This window comes from Microcoleus asticus IPMA8 (assembly GCF_013179805.1).
GTDB classification, from domain to species: Bacteria; Cyanobacteriota; Cyanobacteriia; order Cyanobacteriales; family Microcoleaceae; genus Microcoleus; species Microcoleus asticus.
Genome location: NZ_SRRZ01000090.1, coordinates 1 through 21,246 on the forward strand (window position 1 = coordinate 1; position 21,246 = coordinate 21,246).

The 21,246-nt window shown below is 44.6% G+C and carries 15 protein-coding genes; 5 read left to right on the forward strand and 10 right to left on the reverse strand.

Translation table 11 applies throughout. The features are described 5' to 3' along the window. The 6 genes from E5S67_RS21745 to E5S67_RS21770 form a co-directional block, all read right to left on the reverse strand. Positions 1 to 810 (reverse strand): DegT/DnrJ/EryC1/StrS family aminotransferase (locus E5S67_RS21745; RefSeq protein ID WP_172190461.1); only part of this gene is annotated, 810 nt, incomplete at its 3' end. Between the two features lie 580 nt (positions 811 to 1,390). Further along, positions 1,391 to 1,966, reverse strand: coding sequence for an alpha/beta hydrolase (locus tag E5S67_RS21750; protein ID WP_172190462.1), 576 nt, complete (start codon positions 1,964 to 1,966; stop codon positions 1,391 to 1,393). A gap of 597 nt (positions 1,967 to 2,563) precedes the next feature. After that, the gene (locus E5S67_RS21755; RefSeq protein WP_172190463.1) at positions 2,564 to 2,872 is read right to left on the reverse strand and encodes a DUF3493 domain-containing protein; all 309 of its coding nucleotides are present in this window, start codon (positions 2,870 to 2,872) and stop codon (positions 2,564 to 2,566) included. Positions 2,873 to 3,040: 168 nt separating this feature from the next. Beyond that, a complete protein-coding gene (locus E5S67_RS21760; RefSeq protein ID WP_172190464.1) occupies positions 3,041 to 4,273 on the reverse strand; it encodes a DUF445 domain-containing protein in 1,233 nt (410 codons plus the stop codon). Between the two features lie 84 nt (positions 4,274 to 4,357). Next, complete coding sequence (gene ubiE, locus E5S67_RS21765) at positions 4,358 to 5,065, reverse strand: bifunctional demethylmenaquinone methyltransferase/2-methoxy-6-polyprenyl-1,4-benzoquinol methylase UbiE (RefSeq protein ID WP_172190465.1); 708 nt, start codon at positions 5,063 to 5,065, stop codon at positions 4,358 to 4,360. Positions 5,066 to 5,300: 235 nt separating this feature from the next. Continuing rightward, positions 5,301 to 6,245 carry a response regulator gene (locus E5S67_RS21770; protein ID WP_172190466.1) on the reverse strand — a complete coding sequence of 315 codons (945 nt, stop codon included), beginning with the start codon at positions 6,243 to 6,245 and terminating at the stop codon, positions 5,301 to 5,303. A gap of 156 nt (positions 6,246 to 6,401) precedes the next feature. Between E5S67_RS21770 and E5S67_RS21775 the strand changes: the two genes are divergently transcribed. Next, positions 6,402 to 7,496, forward strand: coding sequence for a RuBisCO accumulation factor 1 (locus E5S67_RS21775; protein WP_172190467.1), 1,095 nt, complete (start codon positions 6,402 to 6,404; stop codon positions 7,494 to 7,496). Between the two features lie 107 nt (positions 7,497 to 7,603). Here the strand turns inward: E5S67_RS21775 and E5S67_RS21780 are convergent, their stop codons facing one another. Beyond that, positions 7,604 to 8,608: a DUF4349 domain-containing protein gene (locus E5S67_RS21780; protein WP_172190468.1), complete on the reverse strand. Its 1,005-nt coding sequence runs from the start codon at positions 8,606 to 8,608 to the stop codon at positions 7,604 to 7,606. Between the two features lie 467 nt (positions 8,609 to 9,075). Between E5S67_RS21780 and E5S67_RS21785 the strand changes: the two genes are divergently transcribed. The 3 genes from E5S67_RS21785 (at position 9,076) to E5S67_RS21795 (ending at position 13,409) form a co-directional block, all read left to right on the forward strand. Further along, a complete protein-coding gene (locus E5S67_RS21785) occupies positions 9,076 to 11,541 on the forward strand; it encodes an ATP-dependent helicase (protein ID WP_172190469.1) in 2,466 nt (821 codons plus the stop codon). A 115-nt stretch (positions 11,542 to 11,656) separates the two neighbouring features. Further along, on the forward strand, positions 11,657 to 12,403 hold the full coding sequence (locus tag E5S67_RS21790; RefSeq protein ID WP_172190470.1) for a dienelactone hydrolase family protein: 747 nt from the start codon (positions 11,657 to 11,659) through the stop codon (positions 12,401 to 12,403). A 106-nt stretch (positions 12,404 to 12,509) separates the two neighbouring features. Next, the gene (locus E5S67_RS21795; RefSeq protein WP_172190471.1) at positions 12,510 to 13,409 is read left to right on the forward strand and encodes a S1 RNA-binding domain-containing protein; all 900 of its coding nucleotides are present in this window, start codon (positions 12,510 to 12,512) and stop codon (positions 13,407 to 13,409) included. A 245-nt stretch (positions 13,410 to 13,654) separates the two neighbouring features. Here E5S67_RS21795 and E5S67_RS21800 read toward each other — a convergent pair whose 3' ends face one another. Continuing rightward, on the reverse strand, positions 13,655 to 15,886 hold the full coding sequence (locus E5S67_RS21800) for a GumC family protein (RefSeq protein WP_172190472.1): 2,232 nt from the start codon (positions 15,884 to 15,886) through the stop codon (positions 13,655 to 13,657). Between the two features lie 21 nt (positions 15,887 to 15,907). After that, positions 15,908 to 17,338: an SLBB domain-containing protein gene (locus E5S67_RS21805; RefSeq protein WP_172190473.1), complete on the reverse strand. Its 1,431-nt coding sequence runs from the start codon at positions 17,336 to 17,338 to the stop codon at positions 15,908 to 15,910. A 34-nt stretch (positions 17,339 to 17,372) separates the two neighbouring features. On the opposite strand from E5S67_RS21805, the gene E5S67_RS21810 reads away from it, so the two are divergent. After that, entirely contained in the window at positions 17,373 to 18,728 is a 1,356-nt protein-coding gene (locus E5S67_RS21810; RefSeq protein ID WP_172190474.1) for an O-antigen ligase family protein, read from the forward strand. A 272-nt stretch (positions 18,729 to 19,000) separates the two neighbouring features. On the opposite strand, the gene E5S67_RS21815 is transcribed toward E5S67_RS21810, so the two are convergent. Further along, positions 19,001 to 21,166 (reverse strand): HAMP domain-containing sensor histidine kinase, encoded by a 2,166-nt coding sequence (locus E5S67_RS21815; RefSeq protein ID WP_172190475.1) that lies wholly within the window; start codon positions 21,164 to 21,166, stop codon positions 19,001 to 19,003. Positions 21,167 to 21,246: the final 80 nt, after the last annotated feature.

Sequence of the window (21,246 nt, forward strand, 5' to 3'; positions counted from 1 at the left end):
CTCCCGCCGCTGCCAATAAGGAGTAATTCGTTTCATTTGATGAATGCCGATCGCAGCTTGCAGATCCATCATATTGTATTTAAAACCGACTCCCACCACTTGGTAGTGCTTGTAACCCGAGTCTCCGAAGCGCTTCCAAGCATCTTTGCTCATACCGTGCAGCGCTAAAATGTTGAGCCTGTCGGTATCTTCTTGACTGGCGACCAGAATCATTCCTCCTTCGCCCGTCGTAATGTTTTTGGTAACATAAAAGCTGAAGCATCCGAAGTCGCCAAATGTGCCTGCTTTCCGCCCCTTGTACTCTGTTTCGATCGCGTGAGCGCAGTCTTCAATTAACTTCAATCTGTGACGGCTAACAATTTCGCAAAGCGCATCCATATCGCAGGGACGACCCGCGAAGTGAACCGGCAAAATTGCTTTAGTTTTTGAAGTTATTTTAGCTTCGACTTGAGCCGGGTCAATATTCATTGTCACCGGATCTACATCCGCCAATACCGGTGTTGCCCCGGCGTGGATGATCGCATTAACTGTAGCGCAAAAAGTCATCGGAGTAGTAATGACTTCATCCCCCGGTTCCAAGCAAGCAGCGAGGACGCTCAAGTGTAGTCCCGCCGTACAAGAATTGACTGCTATCGCGTACTGAGAACCCTTGTAAGCATTGAATTCGTCTTGAAATCTCATGACTTTCGGGCCTGTACCCAACCAACCTGTTTTCATGGTTGCCACCAATTCTTGTATTTCAGCATCTTCGATCGCCGGAGCGCCGAAAACCAAGAAACGGTCTTTTGAACGAATTGGATTGTTGTTCATTTTCCTAATGTTACTCAGTAAGTAGAGTTGATGGATGGACTGTTTTAATTAATGGTGTCTCTGCGTTTTTTATTTCATTTTTTTTGATTCAAGAGTTTTTGCTAATACGTTGCCTAATGGCATCTTTTATACCACGAGCTTACTGATGACCAGCCGTTTTTCCGCCTCGCTCTACTCTGACAGCGTTTCCATATCTTAAGATAGATAATCTGCAATGTCCACCCGATATTATTTCAGTTTATCAGGGATACACAAGCTCTTTCCCGCATTTTTTGGTTCAAATACTTTCCTCACCACAAATACCTATACTCGATGATCTCAACTTTTTGTAAACTGTCGAACATCTATCCAGAGATAGATTGTACAGCCAAGTTATACGATTTAAGATTTAAGATTTAAGATTTGGGAATGACTGATTGCAGTCAGGTTTGGAGCTTGTCTACCGTTGAATTCTTTTTTTAAACAGGTGTCAAAATTAGGCAAATTTTGCACAAATAAAATGTGACTCCCCTGTAATTTATTCAGGTTGAGCAACATTCTGTGCTAGGTCGAAGCAATCAACCCTGCTGGACAAAATCCACTACAATCTAGGCAGACGAATCTTGTTCAAAATATCTTGCAGCCGTTCTGAAACGCCGCCCAATTGTTCTGACAAAGCTACAAGTTTACCGTAAGCTTCAACTAAGCGATCGCCCTCAACATAAACTTCTGGAGTAGGATAATTTTTCATCGCTTCTAGCAGCGTAATCTCATTATCATTAGTTGCAGACAGCACCAAGGCCTCGCGCAAAGCTTCTCGATTTGCCTTCCCAGAAGGAGTGCGAATTACCTGACCCACTTCATCGAGAATTATTTCCCCAACCTGGCTGTTGAGCGTCCGATCCAAAAAGCTTTGACTGACTTTCACCGGTCTATTCAGACTGCTGCGAACAGCTTGCGGATCTTTTTTTGCCTTTCCCAGCAGCATTTCTAACGCGGGCGACATTTTCCCAGTTTCTGCAAAGATTTCTAATTCGCTGACTGGTAAAGTCATTCGGATCGCACTGTATTTGAGCACTACCTTTTCGGCAGCCGCCGCAGCACTGCTGTAAAATACAATTCCCGCACCTGCTGCTAAAAATAACGTCCACCGCTCTTTAAAAAATGATCTGCCCACAGTAAAACCTCCCAACATCTTTTTCTACTTCGACTTTGACACATCTCATTAGTTACTGCACAGACTAAGCTCTTCGGGAAATGCCAAATTATTCGATCGCCCAGCACTTATACCATTTTAGATTTTAGATTTTAGATTTTAGATTTTAGAATTGCAAATGACCGATCATCGTGGTTTCGAGTATGGGCCTAGAGTTGCATGATTTTTGGGAACTGGTATTACCGATATCGGATGCTAGGCAAAAAACTCGGTTCAGGGCGCTGGTACGAGCTTCTCTGTGCGCGGTGCGCACCCTACTGATTCTATCTCCCAATCTCCCGAGCCTCGCAAAATGCCGAACGCCAGCTCTTCTTTCAGTGAAGGCTGGCGCTGGGCTTAAATTTATTTAATATATTTAGGGTCTTTATGAAAGCTGACCCCAATTGAACGAATTACAAGCGGTTTATGATTAGGGTCTTTAAATTTGCTGACCCCAATTGAAGCCACATCATAATCATTACAGGGATCGCTGACAAACCAGGATTTCATAATAATTTCTTTATATTTCTAACTTTTCCTTGCCTCAGATAGATTTTTGTCTCGATTTGTAAACTTTTGTTACTTCGACTTCGGGGATCGGCTCTCGGCGCGCTGCTCCCAGCGAAACAGGAACACCATCAGAGCCACGACTCCGACTTGGATCGCAAAATTGGGCAAAGCAGAGCCAATTTCCCGGCCCGAGGCAATTTTAGCCAGGAAAACCAAGCCGCCGATAAAGCCCGAAGCGCCACAAGCTACATAGACAAACTGGCGCAGAGGCCGGTAGGGAGTGGCCATTTCTGCGGTTAAACGCTCGTATTGTTGGCGGCTGAGGTTGCGCGGGTTTTTTGGGATGTATTTGCGATCGTCCGAATTTGGGGCTGGCATAGATTTAGGAAATAGGTAAATTAGGATGGGGCTACAAAAACCCGGTTTCTACCAAAAACCCTCTGGCTGAGGTGGCAAATACGGCCGCAAAACCGCGTTTTTGGTACTGTGTGCGCAAATCGAGTGAATATTAGACTACAACAAATATCTGACAACTGCCGAAATAAATCACCGCTGAATCCAAACTACAATAGTCTGCAAACAGCCGACAAAAACACCCAAAAGGCCTCCTAAATTTACAATTCCCTGCAACTCGCTTTGGACAATTCCCTGAATTGCTAACTCCAACTCTTCAGGAGAAGTACCTTTTACTCGATCGACAATCACCTGGTCGATATTCAAAATCGGGATAGCCTGAGCTACAATATTTTCTAAATCCCGCTCTAGATAGCGCTCTAAAACCAAAGCCAGTTCTTTGCTGACAATTTCCAAGGAAGCGCTCATCACTGCTGAAGTTTGCAAGCGATTGAGAATCAACCGCGAAATATTTTCCCAGTCAATAGATTTACTCAACCCCTCAAGTACGTCTGTACCCCGCTGTTGAACGTAGCTGCGAACGCTGTCGCGCATTGTTTTTCGCAACTGTCTCACAGTCGAAACCGGTAAATTTTGCATCGACAAATTTTGCAGCCATTCCTGAATTCGCCCGCGAATTCCCAAAGAAATAGTTAACTCTGCTAACCGCTGATTTGTCGCTTCTCTGTCATCTAGACAAAAAGTCCGCAGCCGAGTTAAAGTGTTGCGCAAACCAAACAAATTTGCTACTACCCAATAAGTGCCACTGGTTTTTTCTCGAAACCCTTCATCGATGATCGAAATATTGCGATCGGTCAAAAAGTCAATTAAAGCCTGCCGCAGCACTTCCGGGGGTATTACTACTTGCAACAACCAATCAGCAAGCTGAGCCGCCTGAGATTCTGTTAGCTGAATCTCCAGCAAAACTTGGTCAAAAATTTGATTTAGCTGAACTTCTAAAAAATCTTCCCGGCGCGCCAAAACTTTGAGAATTCGCGGCACAGATTCCCCCAGCAAATCTCGCAGAATGTTAGCGAGAATTTTAGCGGTTTTTTGCTCCGTGTCTGCTTTTACCTGATCCAGCGCCAACTGCAAAAGCCAGAGAATTATCGACTGCATCCGTTCTGTTTGTAGGAGGCGGCGCGCCAAGTTTTGCAGTTCCTCCGGCGTCAGCAGCGAACCCATAATTGTGTCGGAAATTCGCTTTGCCAAGCGCTCTTGGTTGCGGGGGATCAAGCCTGGAGTGAAAGGCAACTGCCGCCCTTTGATATAAATAGCTCGATAGGGGCGGAACAGCATTTTGATTGCTATATCGTTCGTGAAATAGCCAATAATTCCTCCCACTACAGGTGGGGCCAACAACAGCCAAATGTCAGACGGATTCATAAGGGATTAAAATAGGGTAAGGTGCGCAGGGATCGGTGCACCCTACAGTTAGATAGCTGATCTAGACTGCAAGCATTTTTAATTTTAAATTGCTTTGCCCAGTACCAATACTCCCATCATAGCTCCGGCAATGGGGTAGTGGGTGGCCGTGGCAAATCCGGCTTGGCGGGCGATCGCGACTTGCCGATCGCCGATCGGGAATTTTTCTAAACTAGGATTAATGTAGGCATATTCTTGAGTCATGCCAAATTGCTGAGCAATGGGCACTACGAGAGTGTCTAGATAAAACTGCTGAAAGCTCCGCATTAGGGAATTGCTGGGGCGGTGGAGGTCGAGAATAGCGGCTTTTGCACCGGGTTTGAGTACGCGGTGCAATTCCTGAAGACTGCGGGGGATGTCAGTCACGTTGCGCAGGCCGTAACCCATTGTGGCGCAGTCGAAGTAATTGTCGGCAAAAGGCAAGTCTAGGGCGTCAGCTTCTACCCAGGAAATGGGACTTGCAGGGGTGAGAAAAGGTCGATCGCGCCTGGCCGCAACAGCTAATTGTTCGGCGGAAAAATCTACTCCAAATACGCAACCGGTCGGCCCTGCTTGTTTTGCCAACAGCAAAGCTAGATCCCCGCTGCCGCAGCACAAATCTAAACAAGTATTGCCGGGGCCGGCACTGCTCCATTTCACCGCCATTTGCTTCCAAATCCGGTGCTGCCCAAAGCTCAACCAGTCGTTCAATTGGTTGTAAACTGGTGCAATTCGATTAAATATAGTTTTAATTTGTTCGGCGTTATTAGTCATTTGTCATGGGTGATTGGTAATTGGTAATTGGTAATTGGTAATTGGTCAACCATAAAAAATACTTAATCCGTCTATTCATGTCATGCGGTCGCCAGTCATTAATGCTTTTTTATTTGTTAGCGATCCGGGTTCTAGTGTCTAGAATCATTGGTTTGCTATCATTTTCGACTCAAGATTGAGAGCCGACTAAGGACTAAGGACTAATGACTGATGACTGATGACTGATGACTGATGACTAATGACCCTGAAAACTCGTCAATACCAAAGCAACTTCTTGGGCCGCGAGGTGAATTGTTGTGAGTTCGTCGGGGCGCAGGGAACAAGGTTGCTTCCACTGGATGGAAACCAGGGCGATCGATCGACCCTTGTGAGTCACCGGGACGCTCAGGTGAGCTTGAATGCCGCATTTCTGATAGTGCGGCAGGCTCGCTAGGGCTGGGTCGTTCGCAATATTCACAGCACCCTGAATAGTTTGAGAGGTAATTGCTTCTCGAACCAGAGGATCATCTGCCAGCCAATTCTCCACAGTTTTGCTGGTGGTGTGACTGCCTTGGACTGGCACTAAAACATTTCCTTCCACCAGTTGCAAAATGCAAGCATCCGCCAAAAAATTATCGCTTATAGCAGTAGCAATTGGCTCTAAACTGGCATCCAAACTCGGATAATCCACAGCCGTTTGCATGATTGTTGCTAACAGTTGTATTTGATTTTGGGAGCGGTGCAATTCCTCAGTCCGCTGCTTGAGAACTTCATAAGTCTCGGCCGCCTTTTGCACCACCATTTTCAATTCGTTCGGGTCCCAAGGCTTGGTGATATACTTGTAAACCTGTCCTGAGTTAATGGCATCCACCAAGTCTTCAATGTCCGTAAAACCAGTCAAGATAATTCTGACCGTATTCGGAAACTGAGGCACGGTTTTGCTCAGAAACTCCGTTCCCTTCATTTCTGGCATCCGCTGGTCGGAAATGATCACGGCGACCTCGCCTTCGATGCCGAGGACTTCCAAGGCGCGAATTCCGCTCTCAGCTTTGAGCACGTTAAAATCTCGTCGGAAAGTGCGGTAGAGTAAATCCAGATTGTCTGGTTCGTCGTCTACTACCAGCATTTTGGGTTTTTTCGGTCGGTGTAGTGTCATGAGCTGGCGTTTAATTTGATCGAGCTCTGAAATGGCATTATCCATAACAATACGATAAACTCCCCTTTGTAAATTTAGGCGAGCAACTATTCTGTAACAATAGTCTCATAACTCACTTACTATCAATCTATCGCTCTGCCGCGACACGAGCCTTGCCGGTATCCAATCACACATAACTTAGCGCTAGTTTTTGATTCAATTATGACTGATACACCGCAAGATTCATCCCCTCCTGCATCTGCATCCTCCACAAATGCTGTGGATGCCGAAAAGTTAATTCGATCGCTCCGCCGAAAAGAAGGCACTTGGGTAGAGTGGGGACAGGCCTGCACCGCACTGCTAAAAGCTGGCTACAACTCTCAAAGGATTTTTGAAGAAACTGGTTTTGAGCCAATTCAGCAAAATCAAGTAAGCGTCGCAGCCCAAGTTTACACCAGCATGGTAAATGCTGGGGCTTCAGAAGAAGTTCGATCGCACTTCCTGGGCAAAGGTAGCGATATCTTATACGAGTTTCGGATTCTCTCTCAAGTAGAGCGGGCCGGGGCAGCAGCTTTGATGCTAACCCACAATTTGGATGTTGACGATGCTCGCCAAGTTGCTAAAGCGATCAAGGAGTTTTCGCACTTCGGGAGTCTCCCTCAAGGGTTCACAGACACTCCCGGCGATGCTATGGCTTACCAATGCTGGCAATTGGCGAGACAGAAAAGCGATTTGCAAGAACGATCGCGCTTAATTGCTCGCGGTTTAAAATTAGCTAGCAGCCCAACCGCTAGGGCGCAAATCGAGCAGTTGCTCGTCGATTTTACCGTAGTTCCAAGACGGGAAGCGCCCCGCTTGCCAGTCTACCGGCTCGATACCGAGGAACAATTGCCGCGCGTTGTCCCGGTTGTAGGCAAATTGCCGCTTTCTACCAGAGATTTGCTGGCAGTGCCTTTACCGGAGGAAATTGAGCCGTTCCGAATGGTAAAATTTTCCGGAGCGGGAGCTTGGGTGGCGATTCCCGGATGGCAGGTAATTTTGAACGCTGAAGATCCGGTGGCGGTTTTGGGAATGAGCGATCGATTGCCGGTACCGCTGCAAGGCAAAGTTGAAGAAGTTTTGATTATTGCCGATCGAGCCCAAAGACACTGGGATGCTGAAAGTTATTTCCTCGCCGATAACGCTGGCAATTTAGAACTGTACTGGTTTGAACAATCCCCGGATATTCCTATTTTGGGGCGAGTTGTTCTGGTGATGCGTCCGAAAAAGATTGTGGATGAAGACTATACCAAAGATGGATGGCAAATTGATGATTAGTCAGTTGTCAGTTGTCAGTTGTCGTTGGTTTTAAGAACGGGTTCTCGGCCTTTCCACAATACATAAATTTTATGTGAGTGGAATGACTAATGACTACTGACTACTGACTACTGAGGCGGTTTCGGTTCTTGAATTTGCGGAACAGAATGGTGTTTCTTAAATCGATTAAAGCCGTAAACCGCAGCCGCAATTAAGAGCAAATAAGGACTGTAAGCCAACAGCCAAATACCCAAACCAAACAAACCGAGCGTCAATTCGCCCACAGAATGAGTCGCTTTCCCCCAAGTTTCCTGCGCCCGCAAACCTAGAGAAGGTTCCTGAGTTTGTTGAGCCGATACTGCTGCTTCTAGAGTTAAGCTAATAGTCGAATAAGCTACTTGATTTCGCAAACTTTTTAACTGAGCGTCAATGCGTTCGATCGACTCCCGAATATTGCTCAACTCTTGAGCAGCTTTGAGTACGTCGCCGACAGATCCCGATCGCTCCATAATTTTTAACACCATTTCTTCTGATTTGCGGAGGTTCCGCAGCCTAGCCTCGCTGTCAACTAATTGATCGGTAACATCCTCAGCCGTCAGAGCACGGTTCTCTACAGTTCCGAGTTTTGCCAAAGTGTCTAAAGTAGTTTCTAACCGTTCTTGAGGCACGCGAATCTCCACAGACGCCGTTTGGCGGACACTGGAATCCGGCGGCTTTTGGTTTTGGAAACCCAAGATATCGCCTTGCTGTTTTTCGACAATATTAGTAACAGATTTAGTGCTGGCGTCAATAGATTTGACAACTACACTGAGTTCGGCTTTTTTAATCAGTTGGGGACGGGTTGCTGGAGTTTCTGCTGCTTTTTTTGATGCACCAGGAGTTTTTGACCTTTGGGCTGGTGGCTCGGGTGCGGGTGGGGGTGGCGGAGCCAATGCGGCAACTTGGTTTTCACGGCTGCTGGATGAACCTGCGCCGCCTGGAGCGCTGCTGGTTGAATCTCCTCCGCAGCTAGGCAAAGCAATGGCTGAAGATAAAGTTAAGAATACCGCCACAGCAAAACGAGTTGTGCTTTTGTTGGCTGGGTTTGGGTTTGGCTTGGGCGGGGGGGAATTGATTTTGAGGTGAGTTTTCATTTTGGGTGACTCCTCTAAAAAAGGCTTGGGTATTGAATTTTATGCTGGTTTCAATTTAAGCTCGAATAGATAGGATTAGTTTAGCCGATACCGAAATGGAAACGGTAGAGGTTGAATACTTTGGGATTTTTAACCGCAGATAAACGCAGATGAACGCAGATGAACGCAGATGAAAGCCAATAAATATCGGTGTGATGACCGAAAACAATTTGGTCACAAGTCCCCGGATTCATCCGTGGAGCGAGAAAAAAGCTCCTCGCTCCCCATCGCCAACCCCCGGATTTATGAGCGAGGTCGCTTTATTCAATCTAAAATCTAAAATCTAAGATCTAAAATCGATTAACGGTTTGGGTTCTGGGCATAGGCGATCGCAACTAAAGCAAATCGGTTTCTGATACCGTTTAAAAAGGCTGAACGCGACAAATATTTTTCTAATCTAAAATCTAAAATCTAAAATCTAAAATCGAATGACAGATGAATTTGATACTGATTTTATGCGATCGACAACGGAAATCGATCGCCCGGATGTAGCCTCAGCGCTTTCCGAATCAGGGTTTGCGGCCGTTTTGCGAGAACAAGCTTGCCTTAAAATTCGCGAAAGCTTGCGTGCGGGGCAGCAGGACATGGCGGATTGGCAAGGCGGCCCCCTTGCTGTTTCGGCGGTTCCGGGGGCCGGGAAGTCTACGGGAATGGCTGCTGCGTCGGCAATTGCGATCGCCCGCAACCAGCTTCACAACCGCCGCCAGTTAATTGTCGTGACATTTACGCGATCGGCTGCTGCTAATATTAAAGCTAAAATTCGGGAAAGATTGGCAGAATTGTCTTTATCTCAAGGCGGTTTTGCGGTGCACACTTTGCACGGTTTAGCTTTGAATATTGCGATGCGCCATCCTGATTTGTCGGGTTTAAATTTAGAAAATTCAACTTTAGTTACTCCCACTCAAAGTCACCGATTAATTCGCACCTGTGTAGAACTTTGGATTGCCGAAAATCCCCGCCGATATCAAGTTTTGTTGGAAGGACAGCAATTCGACGGAGAAGAAACGGAGAGGCTGCGGCGACAATCGGTTTTGCGGACGGAAATTTTGCCGCAGGTAGCTAAAACTGTGATTCACGAGGCAAAATCTTCGGGTTTATTTCCCGAACAGTTGTTAGAAATGAGCGCTCTTGATACTGGGGACGGTTATGAGATTTTAGCGGTAGCTGGGGGTTTATATCAAAAATATCAGGCTTTGTTGAGGAGTCGCGAATTCATCGATTACGACGAGATGATTTTAGCGGCTTTGCGGGTGTTGGACAATCCGAGGGCGAGGGCGATCGAGCAAAAGCAAGTATTTGCCGTTTTTGAGGACGAAGCGCAGGATTCGACACCTTTGCAAACTAGGCTTTTGGAAACATTGGCGATCGATCCGGAGCGTCCTAACTCACCTCCCAATTTTATCAGAGTTGGCGACCCAAATCAAGCGATTAATTCTACTTTCACTCCCGCCGACCCGATTTATTTTAACCAATTTTGCGATGAGTGCGAAGTCGAAAATAAGTTAGCGACAATGGACGGTGCAGGTCGCAGCACCCAGGTGATTATCGATGCAGCTAACTTTATGTTGAAATGGGTAAATAGCTCGAAATTAGCGGGAACAGAACAACCTTTTCGCGACCAAACTATTAAGCCAGTACCCAGCGATGACCCGCAGCACAATGCAAATTCCGCCCCCATTGGTCGAGGCTTAGAATTGCATACTCCCCGCGATATTTACCATACAGTTGAGTTAATTGGCAAGCGGGTACTTGAGTTAGTTGAAGAATTTTTACCTGCCGATTTTGAATTAGGAAGCAATGAGAAAAATCTCGAAGCTGTGGGTGAAGCGAGCGATGTAGAACATCGTCAAAAATTGCCGTTAGAAACTCTTAAATCGATGGCTGTTTTGGTGCGAGAAAACAAACAAGGCAAGTTTATCAAAGAAATGCTGGAGAATCCGAAAAAACACGGATTAAGCTTTGATTTGCGGAAATACGGGATTAAAATTGAGGATGTGGGAGAGCGCGACAGACATTCTCAAGTGCCTTGGGAAATCTTAACATTACTGCAATTTCTCGATCGCCCGCACTCTCCAGACTACCTAAAAGCAGCATTAAAGATTTTGAGCGATCGGCAACTCATCCCCAAACAAGACTACAATGCTTTTGCTACCAGCCCCGAGCAATTTCTTTACCCAGGCCCTCTAGACCCGCAGCAGTCAGAACCAGTTCGCAAATGCCGCTATTTTTGCTGCGGTTTGCTGCAAGCTAGCTTAGAACTCCCGCCCTACCAAATCATCTCATTTTTAGCCTTAGCGCTGCAATACGACCAAACAGAATTAGCCACCGCCGACAAATTAGCAGAACGGGTAGCAATCCAAACAGCCGGCAATAATTCAATGCGCAATATTTTGGACGTACTGAGCGAAATTGTCAGTTCCGAAAGATTTGAACCTGTGGATGCAGACGACAAAATAGAAGAACGCTACACCAGCAAAGGTCAACTAACAATTATTACCATGCACAAAGCTAAAGGATTAGATTGGGATTGTGTATTTTTGCCGTTTTTACACGAACAAACCATCCCCGGAAATTTGCGAGTTTTGCCCCAAGCCAGATTTTTAGGAGATTTCACTTTAGCAGAGGTAGCGAGAGCGCAAATTCGAGCAAGTTTGCACGAAAAATATCCTTTACCAAATTTAGGCGAAGCATGGGAACAAGCAGGTTATTTGAAAACAGCAGAAGAGTTTCGACTGCTGTATGTGGCGATGACGCGAGCAAAAAGCTTGCTGTGGATGGCTGCGGAGAAGAAAGGGCCTTTTACTTGGAACAAACCGGAGAATTTGCAGGAGCAAAAACCTTGTCCGGTAATGCCTGTTTTAAAGCAGAGATTTCCTGGTAATGCGATATTGTAAAATAGATTTTTGTAACGAACTGCTTCGCTAACGCGCCTTCGCGGTTCGTTAAAAAAAATATAGTTCAAAAATGAAATAAGATTGCTCTATAGCAAAATTTGCACTAAAACTCGCTATGGCTAACTCAGAAATTCGCACAGCTAACATCACATTTCCCAACGGAGATTTGCAAATCGCTGCTTACCTAGCCCAACCCGCAGCAGAAGGGCAATTTCCCGCAGTTATTGTGATTCAAGAAATCTTTGGCGTCAATTCGCACATCCGCGAAGTTACTGAAAGAATAGCAAAAGAAGGATATGTGGCGATCGCCCCAGCCATTTACCAACGTCAAGCCCCCGGCTTTGAAACCGGCTACACACCCGAAGACATCAAAATCGGCAGAAAATACAAAGAACAAACCACCGCATCCCAACTTCTGGGCGATATCCAAGCCGCTATCGATTACCTCAAAACTCTACCCTCTGTCAAACAGCAAGGTTTTGGCTGCATCGGTTTCTGCTTTGGGGGACACGTCGCCTACCTTGCCGCTACTTTGCCCGAAATCAAGGCTACAGCGTCGTTCTACGGCGCCGGTATCGCCACTCAAACCCCCGGTGGCCCAAGCCCCACGATCGCCCGCACAGCAGACATTAAAGGCACTCTCTACGCCTTTTTCGGCACTCAAGACCCCAGCATTCCGTTAGAACAAGTTGACCAAATCGCCGCAGAATTGCAAAAACACAGTATTTCTCACCGAATTTTCCGCTACAATGCCGATCACGGCTTCTTCTGCGACCACCGCGGCAGTTACGACGCTACGGCAGCAGCCGACTCGTGGATGCAGGTGAAGCAGCTATTTCATCAGCAACTTCAACCAGCTTAGAGAGTGGGAGATGGGGAGATGGGGAGATGGGAAGATGGGGAGAGTGGGAAAATTTTTCTACTGACAAGTGACAACTAAATTACTGACAACTGACAACTAAACTGACATGAATTCCAAATCTACAGGTTCTCAAAGCGCAAAAGCATCCTTTTCAATGGATGATTTTGCTAAAGCCCTCGAACAGCACAATTACGAGTTCCAGAAGGGACAAGTAGTGCGCGGCAAAGTGTTCGAGTACGACTCAAACGGCGCGTATGTTGATATCGGCGGCAAGTCTTCGGCTTTTTTGCCGATCGAAGAGGCTGCTTTGAGAACAGTAACGGATTTGTCGGAAGTGGTTCCGCTGGACGAGGAACGGGACTTTTTGATTATCCGCGAACAAGATGCAGATGGCCAAGTTACTTTGTCTCTGCGGCAGTTACAAATTCAGCAAGCTTGGGAAGATTTAATTGAATTGCAGGAAACCGGTAAAGTTCTTCAAGTGCGGGTTTCTGGGGCGAATAAGGGCGGCGTGACTGTAGATGTTCAGGGAATGCGCGGTTTTATTCCTCGATCGCACTTAGTGGAACGCGACAACCTAGAATCGCTGATCGGTCAATCTTTGAGCGTTAATTTTTTGGAGGTCGATCGCGAACGAGAAAAACTCGTACTTTCCCAGCGGATGGCTACTCAATCGAATGCCTTCAAGGATTTGCAAATCGGCCAGTTGGTGGAAGGAAAAGTCAGCAGTATCAAGCCTTTTGGCGTGTTTGTGGACTTGGAAGGAGTTAGCGGTTTGCTGCACATCAAGCAAGTCAGCCAAAAATATATTGATAACCTTGGAAAGCTCTTTGCTCCCGGTCAACCCCTGAAAGCGCTGGTAGTTGACCTCGATGAAGGTCGCGGCCGGATTTCGCTTTCTACTCGGGTACTGGAAAATTACCCCGGGGAAATGGTGGATAAAATGGCGGATGTTATGGATACCGCAGAAGAGCGATCGGAACGTGCTAGAAAGGCTCTTTCTTAAGTATCGATCTAATTACCTCCCCGATTTCTTAAAGAAATCGGGGAGCTAACAACCCGATCGTTTTACGTTTAATTAGGTTAATTTACTTAATCTTGCATTTTACATCAATTTCTTATACCAGTTTCCCAAAATAATCCAACTATAGGCTAACTCCAAACCCATATCCTGTAATTTATTACTTCTCAAAAATAAAAATAAAATAATTGTCTTACTTCTTCCTTCGGCTCTCTCACTCCATTTTACCCTCATTTAACCCCATTAGCTACTACTCCCAATACTTTAAAATCGGCTACCTTTAGTTGATCTAAGGCTTTACTTACCATGCCGCGATCGGTTTTTTCAATTTTTACTATCAGCACTGTACCATCAGTTTGAGAAGCTAGTAAATGACCGTCCGCTAAACCCATTAAAGGTGGCGTATCGTAAATTACTAAATCAAATAAGACTAGGAATTGTTCCATTAAATAGTGCATCTTTCTGGAAGAAAGTAATGTAATTGGATCTGGGGGAACAGTACCAGCAGTGAGGACAAAAAGATTGTCATCGTCGGGCAATCGCTGAATAGCTTCATTTAAGCTTAAATCTGAAGTCAAAGTATCGCTTAAACCTCTCATATTTGATAGGTTAAGGTATTTGTGTACTTGAGGAAAACGCATATTAGCATCTACTAATAATACTCGTTTACCCACGGCAGAAGCAGTTTTAGCTAAATAAACTGCTACAGTGGATTTACCCTCACCTTTAATGGTCGAAGTGATGGTTAAAGAACTTATCGGGTGTTCAGCATTTAATAACTGAATATTTGTGTATAAGTAGTGAAATGCCTCTATCACCGGAAAATCTTTGTAATTTGATACTATTATTCGTTTTAAGCTTGCACTTTTAGTAGGTGAACTTACGCTAGTGAATTGAGGTGGAACACTTTCGCCTCTACGAGATTTAATTTTTATTGCTTTGGCGATCGGAATTACTCCCAAAAGAGGGCGTTTAGTTGCTGATTTGATTTCTTCTGGAGTATGAAAAACCGTATTTAAAACTTCTACTAGAAAACCTACAGCAATGCCTAGTAAACTGCTAATAACTATCGCGATCGCTAGTTGGCGGCGAGTTGGTTTTTGTGTTACTGGATAGATATTACCCTTTTCGTCTGTGACTAACTGTGGTTTAGATATAATTTGCCAAGAGCCATCAATTTGACCAGCATCTAGCTGTAAAGTTTTTTGTTTGTCTAGGAACAGTTTGAGAGTATCTTTAGCTAGTTCTAGTTTTAATTGTATGTCATCATAGCGACGTTGAGCTTGGGGCATTTGAGTAATTTTTGCTTGCACTAAATTTTGGCTATTAGTTATCAATCGCTCGCGAGCTTCCAACTGTCCTAGTTGTGATTTCATCTGAAAGAGGACAGAGTCAGCTTCTCTTTGCATTAAATCGCGCAAACTTTGCTGCTTTTCCCGCAAAGATTGAATAGGAAGGCTATTTTCATAAAATTGAGTAGAGCTTAAAGCTAATTGCGACTCTATTTCATTTACTTTGCTCATTAAACTTTCATAAGACTTGGGGCTAATATCAACAATCCAACGATTATCGCCCGTTAAAGATCTTTTTTTGTAGCTTTCATATTGCTGCCTACTTTCTGCTAGTTGTACTTGCACTTCTAGGCGACGATTAGTTATACTATCTAGCTGATCTGATAGGCTGCGGCTGCGTAGTTCTGGTTGATTAAAGTTATACTTAATTCTTAATATTTGTAATTCTTGTTGCAAGTTATCTACTTGCTGCTGCAGGGGAGACATTTGTCTAGCGATAAAATCAAGACTTTGTTTGCTAACTCTTACGCGCTCTTTGCCCATATATTCTCGGTAATATTTGGCAATTTCTTCCAGCACATATTTGATGCGCTTGGGGTCTCGATCGCGGTAGCTAATATCTAGGAGTTTAGTACCCCCCTGCTTCCCATCTCGCAAGAAAGTAACACGTTGGATAGTCAAGCGGCTGTTGAGATTTTTATAGTCAAAATTTGGATATCTTTGTTGCAATTTATTAACTAATGGTATTAGCACTTCTGGGCTTTTTAAAACCCGCGTTAAACTCTGATAGTCCACCGAGGAACCGTCTTCCGCTGAGGACTTAATTTTGTTCAAGTCTGTGATACCTATACTATTATTTTGAGCTTGGACTAAAAGCTTTGATAGCCGATCGTCAGTCGTAAGGGGTTCTGCTAAAACTGTAAATTTTCCTTCATACTCAGTAATAGATTTTTTGGCAGCCCTGAGCACGAAAGTACCGCTCAAAGCAGCTAGGCTGGCAGCTACTATTGCCATCACCAGAAGGCGACGTTTAACGACAGCTATTACCCAATTAATATCAAGGACTTGGTCATCCTCTTCTGGGGTACTAGCTAGGTAATTAGCGGAGGGGACAGACAGATATTGACCATTAAGGTCATTTTTGATAGAAGAAAACAGTTTTTTGTCCATAATAGAAATGTTGTTAAATTCCTAATTTCCTAATATTCTGAGGAACTCTAGAAGTCTCGTGGGAACGAGAATTCCACCAATAATACTACTAGCTGGTGTGAGAACAGTGGTAATGGTGTCTACCAAGGTAGCAGTCCTCGATCGTCCCACTATAATTATGTCATTATCTTGAATAAGTGGGTTGGTTTGAGCATCTATTCCTTGATTCAAATTAATTGCTACTTCCGATCGGGATATAGTTCCATTAGGATTCAGCCTGATCAGTTCCACGGCTCTAGAGTTAGCGCGACTTAGTCTGAAACCCCCCGCACTCATAATTGCTTGATTTAAGGTAGTATTAGGAGGTAATTTGAGCCCGCCCGGAGTATTGACTTCTCCGATAACACTCACTTGCACAGTCACCGGAGCAAAGCTAGCAGTAGCTAGAACAGAAACTTCTCCTGGGTCGATAGCCGTCGCTGTTGGGACAAAGATGATATCCCCTTCTTGTAGTATAGTATCTTGAGAGGTATCTTGTTCTTGCAAATATTGCCAGAGGTTAATAGTGCGGATTTGTTGTTTGCCACTTCTAGTATAACGTTGGAGTTGGATTTGGCGAATATCGGCGATTGATGTGATGCCACCAGCTAGCTGTAGAGCACGAATGATGGTCGGTTGTCCGTTGCTTCTTTGACCATTTTGGGTATCACCACCGATCGCTACATATCTACCGGGACGCTTCACCTCTCCGAATACTGAGACAGTACGGGGTTGCTCTGCGGGTATAGAAAAATTAGATTCACTAACTTGATTTGTTTCTGCTAAGTTAATTGTTTCTTGAGGGGGAACCAATATTTGATCTCCATCTCGCAACGTGATGTCTTGGCTTGTTTGACCAGTTTGTAAATAATCCCACAGGTTATAAGTGATAGTTACTTCTTGGTTAGCCTTGATACGACGTCGGATAATTATCCGGCGGATATCAGCGCTGGCTCGAATACCCCCAGCTTTTTCTAAAGCTTGAGGAAGGGTGGGAAACTGAACTGATGGTCTGTTTCCACCTCCATTAGCTAGGGGCAATGAGTAGGAGCCGGGACGACTGATTTCACCAGATAACCAAATATTGAGCGGGCGGGCAGCTTGTAAGCTGATGGTAACTAAAGGTCTTTTTACGACCCTGCCATAAGCTCTAGTAATAACTTGGGCTGCCTCTTGTAAAGTTAATCCTTGAAGGGGAATACTACCAATAATCGGGATTTGAATAGCTCCCCCAGCGGGAATTTGATACTCCCCACTAAGCTGGGGCAGATCGTAGATATCAATTCTAATATTGTCTCCACCACCTAGATAGTAGTCAGTATTAATGCTTATTGGAGGGGCTGGGGACTGAGCGAGGTTTATTTGAGGGTAAGAGAGAGTAAGTACCAGCGCCAGCAGTGGCACTTGTAAGGCAGGAAGGGTAAGCCATTTCATAGGTAGTAACAAATTTGATGATAGAGGTCAAGCCATGAAAGATATTTTAAGAGTGCCGATGTTTGCGTTGATGCTGTTTTGTTTAGCGGTTGTCATCTTTGTGACTATTTATATTTTAGTCGCACGCCATCCCAAATTGGGTGTCACATTAGAAAAGATTTTTGTGGGGATACTTTTTTTTACCATCACTGGTGGTTCAGGGATCATAGCGATGCCCTTTACCAAACTCCATCCTAAAGTTTTATACAACTTAGAAAGTACACCCCCAACGATTATTGGTCAAATTGCCATTTATGGTGCCATGATATTAATCTTATTTCCCCGACTAACTAAAACTACAAAAAAAACAGTCTCTCTACTCATTAAATGGATAGCAGGAGACATTTGTTTAGGTTTGTTTTTGTTGACTATGACTTTGTCGGGCTTGTGGTCACAAACTCCTGAAATTACTTTTCGTGCTATTTTTGCTATGTGGGGAATAACAATGGTTTCTATTTATGTAGGGAAAGTGTATAGTTGGTTGGAAATTTATGGATTATTGAGATGGCTAACTGGTTTATTAGCTTTATGGGGAGTGGTGAAACCAAATCCAGCACTGGACGGTTGTTGGACAGGAGTTTTTGGTCATAAAAACCCTTTTTCTTTTCAAATGGCTAATACAGCTTCTTTATGGATATTATATGCTGTTAAGGAGCGTAAATATCGATATTTCTCATTATTTATAACTTTAATAGCTTTAGTAGGATTGCAAAAAGGTTGTAGTGGTGCTAGTCGGATTTTGACAGTGGTATTAATCAGTTTGTGGAGTTATTTAGCTTTATTAAAAAAATTACCTGTTAAATGGGCTTTTCTCTGCTTTATCTTATTTTTGGTGGGGAGTATAGGTATAAGTATTTTGGTGTTAAATAATTTAGAGGCTATTATTGTGGATGGTTTGAAAAAAGATATGACTTTAACGGGTAGAACCGATTTTTGGCCTTTAATTATTGATCGAATTAATCAAAATCATCCCATATTTGGTTATGGAATGGCTGGATTTTGGCAGCCTTGGCGTGGCTTGGAAAACCCAGCTTACGGAATTATAGTAGTTAAATCGGGTTTTGTGCCACCGCACTCTCACAATGGTTTTATTGATATACTTTGCGAACTGGGTTGGGTCGGATTGTTATTGTTTATTTTGTCATTTTTAAATAATATATTTAGAGGTATAAAGTACCTAGTTAAAGAAAGTTTTCCCGAGTCTGGTTTGCCTTTGTATCTATTAACATTTATGCTAATGACTAATTTGACAGAGGGGGGATTATTTGGTATCGGTACTTATTGGTGTTGGTATGTAGTTTTATCGGTAAAATTGAGCTTAGATAGGACAGCTAAGGATAATCAACACTGATGATGTCAGCATTGGGTCAGGCTGATTAATCTACAGACTTGAGTGCGATCGCACTTTTTAGTCTAAACTGCAATAACTAAGTAGACACACCTAAAAAAACAGAATACCCAGAACCCACACGGCTGTAAAAGTCTGGGTTATAATAGCCATCGAGTTTGACGTTGAATTGGGCTAAATTACCAGAACTTAGGCAACTATCCTCTGAAGAGGGGAAACCACCGGGCATTGCCCCTAAAATACGCTATATGTATAAGGCTATGCGTAAGTCGTGTTTACTTAACATGACTCGCAATTGTTTCACTCTCCACCGCTGCTTCCACGGGCATTGAATTTTCCATCTCTACTGTTTGTTTCGGCTGGTAAACTGCCAAGTCGAACCAGAAAGTCGTACCCACATTAACTTCGCTAACTAAATTAATTTTAGTGTGGTGCTTGTCAATAATGTTTCTGACAATAGAAAGACCTAATCCCGTTCCTTCTAAAGTGTGTACTCGGTTTTCTACCCGGAAAAAGCGATCGAAAATTGCTTGTTGGTCTTCGGGATCTATGCCAATTCCAGTATCAGAAATTTCGATCCGCACTACCGGAAAATGTCCGGCATTTGGTGACAACTTGTGGTTGCCGGATTTGTCGCCTTTGTGGGTGGTTGCCTCCGACTCTAGCAAATACGCTCGAATTGCCACCTTGCCGCCGGATTGCGTAAATTTTAAGGCATTTCCTACTAAATTTGCAAATACTTGCAGCAGCAAATCGTAATGACCTAAAGCAGGCGGCAAACACGGGTCAACTTGTTGCTCTAGTTCGATGCCTTTATCCTTAGCATTCAACTGATAAGTCCGCAGGGTTTGTTCCACAGCTTGCGGGAGGTCAACAGCATCCAAGTGATAAACTCGGCAGGATTCGAGCCGCGACAAGTCTAACACGTCGTTAACTAAACGAGTTAGTCGATCGGTTTCTCGATTGGCAATTTCTAGGAATTCCCTGCGCTCGCTTTCTAGAAGGTCTTCTCCGTACTCGTGGAGAGTCTCGATAAAAGATTTGATATTAAATAAAGGTGTTCTCAATTCGTGAGAAACATTGCTGATAAAATTGCTTTTAGCCTCATTGAGTTCTACTTCCCGAGTGATGTCCTGCACTGTCATTGCAATGCCTTTGAGACTTTCCCGGTAATGTCCAGAACCTTGATGCTTGGAAGTTTGCTCGTAGAAAGTACACTCTATAGCTACCGGGCGTTGCGACTCGGTACAGGTATCTTCCTCGTGGCGGACGCAGCTTTTGCACAGCGGTTCGGCACCCGGCGCTTTGTGCAGAATGACTGTAGTTAAAACAATCCGAATTGTACGATTGACTGGTTCGCTCATCGAGATGCGAAATTCGCCACCTTCGCGCTCGCCCGCCACTATTTGGTGTAATGGTCTGGCCAACTCCTGCTGCACTTCTGCAGGTAAAATGTTCAGAACATTAACTTGAAGCGCATTTTTACCTTCCCATCCAAAAATCCGCATCCCCGTCGGATTAACTAAAATCACCTGCAAATTTGCGTCTAATAAAAGCGCCCCGTCAGCAATAGTTGAAACCAAAGTTTCTAACTTAGCTTTTTCCGCTGTCAACTCTTCAATATTTTGTTCTTCATAACTTTCGAGTTTCTGGGCCATCTCATTGAAACTGCCGATCAACTCGCCTAATTCTCCACCCAAAGGCAGGTCAACTCGCTGCTTAAAATTCCCGCTGGCGATGTTTTTGACTCCAAAGACTAATTGTTTTATCGGCTGAGTAATTGTCAGGGCATTAAATACAGCTCCCAAAATTACCATCACCCAAATAGTGACAAACACTGCTAAAGTGACATCCCTAGTCAGATTTGAAGAGATAACTGCTGCGGGATTTGGGTTAATGCCGATCGCCAAAACTCCCAAATATTTGTCTTCGTGAATTAGCGGCACAAATACGTCTGTTACTTCTCCATCTGGCGTCAAGTGTTGTCGTACCAAAGGCAAAGAAGTTAAATTTCTCGCCTCAATATCGGCAATAAAATTATCCGGGAGTTTAATTTGGCGGCGCAGGGTCAGAGAAGTTTCCACCTCCGATTCCGAAAAAGGAATCCCCAGGAAAATATCTCCCGCTTCGTCGGCGTAAAGCATATAGCGGACGCTGGAGGTGCTGCTGTAAAATTGGCGGGAAAAGCGGGCGACTTCGGAGCGATCGTTTTTGGCAATCAGCGGCGCCACATTTGCCGCCAACAGCAGGCCGAGGTCGCGGCCGTAGCGAGTATCGTTAAGTCGGGCGTCTTGCTGGATAGTATTCACGGCCCAGAATGTCAGGCCGCTCATAATTAACGACACTACGAGGGTAGCACCGGCCATCAGGCGGGTCTGGAGGGTAAAATCCGACCACCAGCGGGCAATAATTTCTCCGATTTTGTTTAGTATGGCCAGCATTTCACCAGTTCACCAGTTCAATATTAAAAGCAAGATCAATTCCGTTGGTTCCCGATCGAATTTTCTGCTGCGACTTGTCC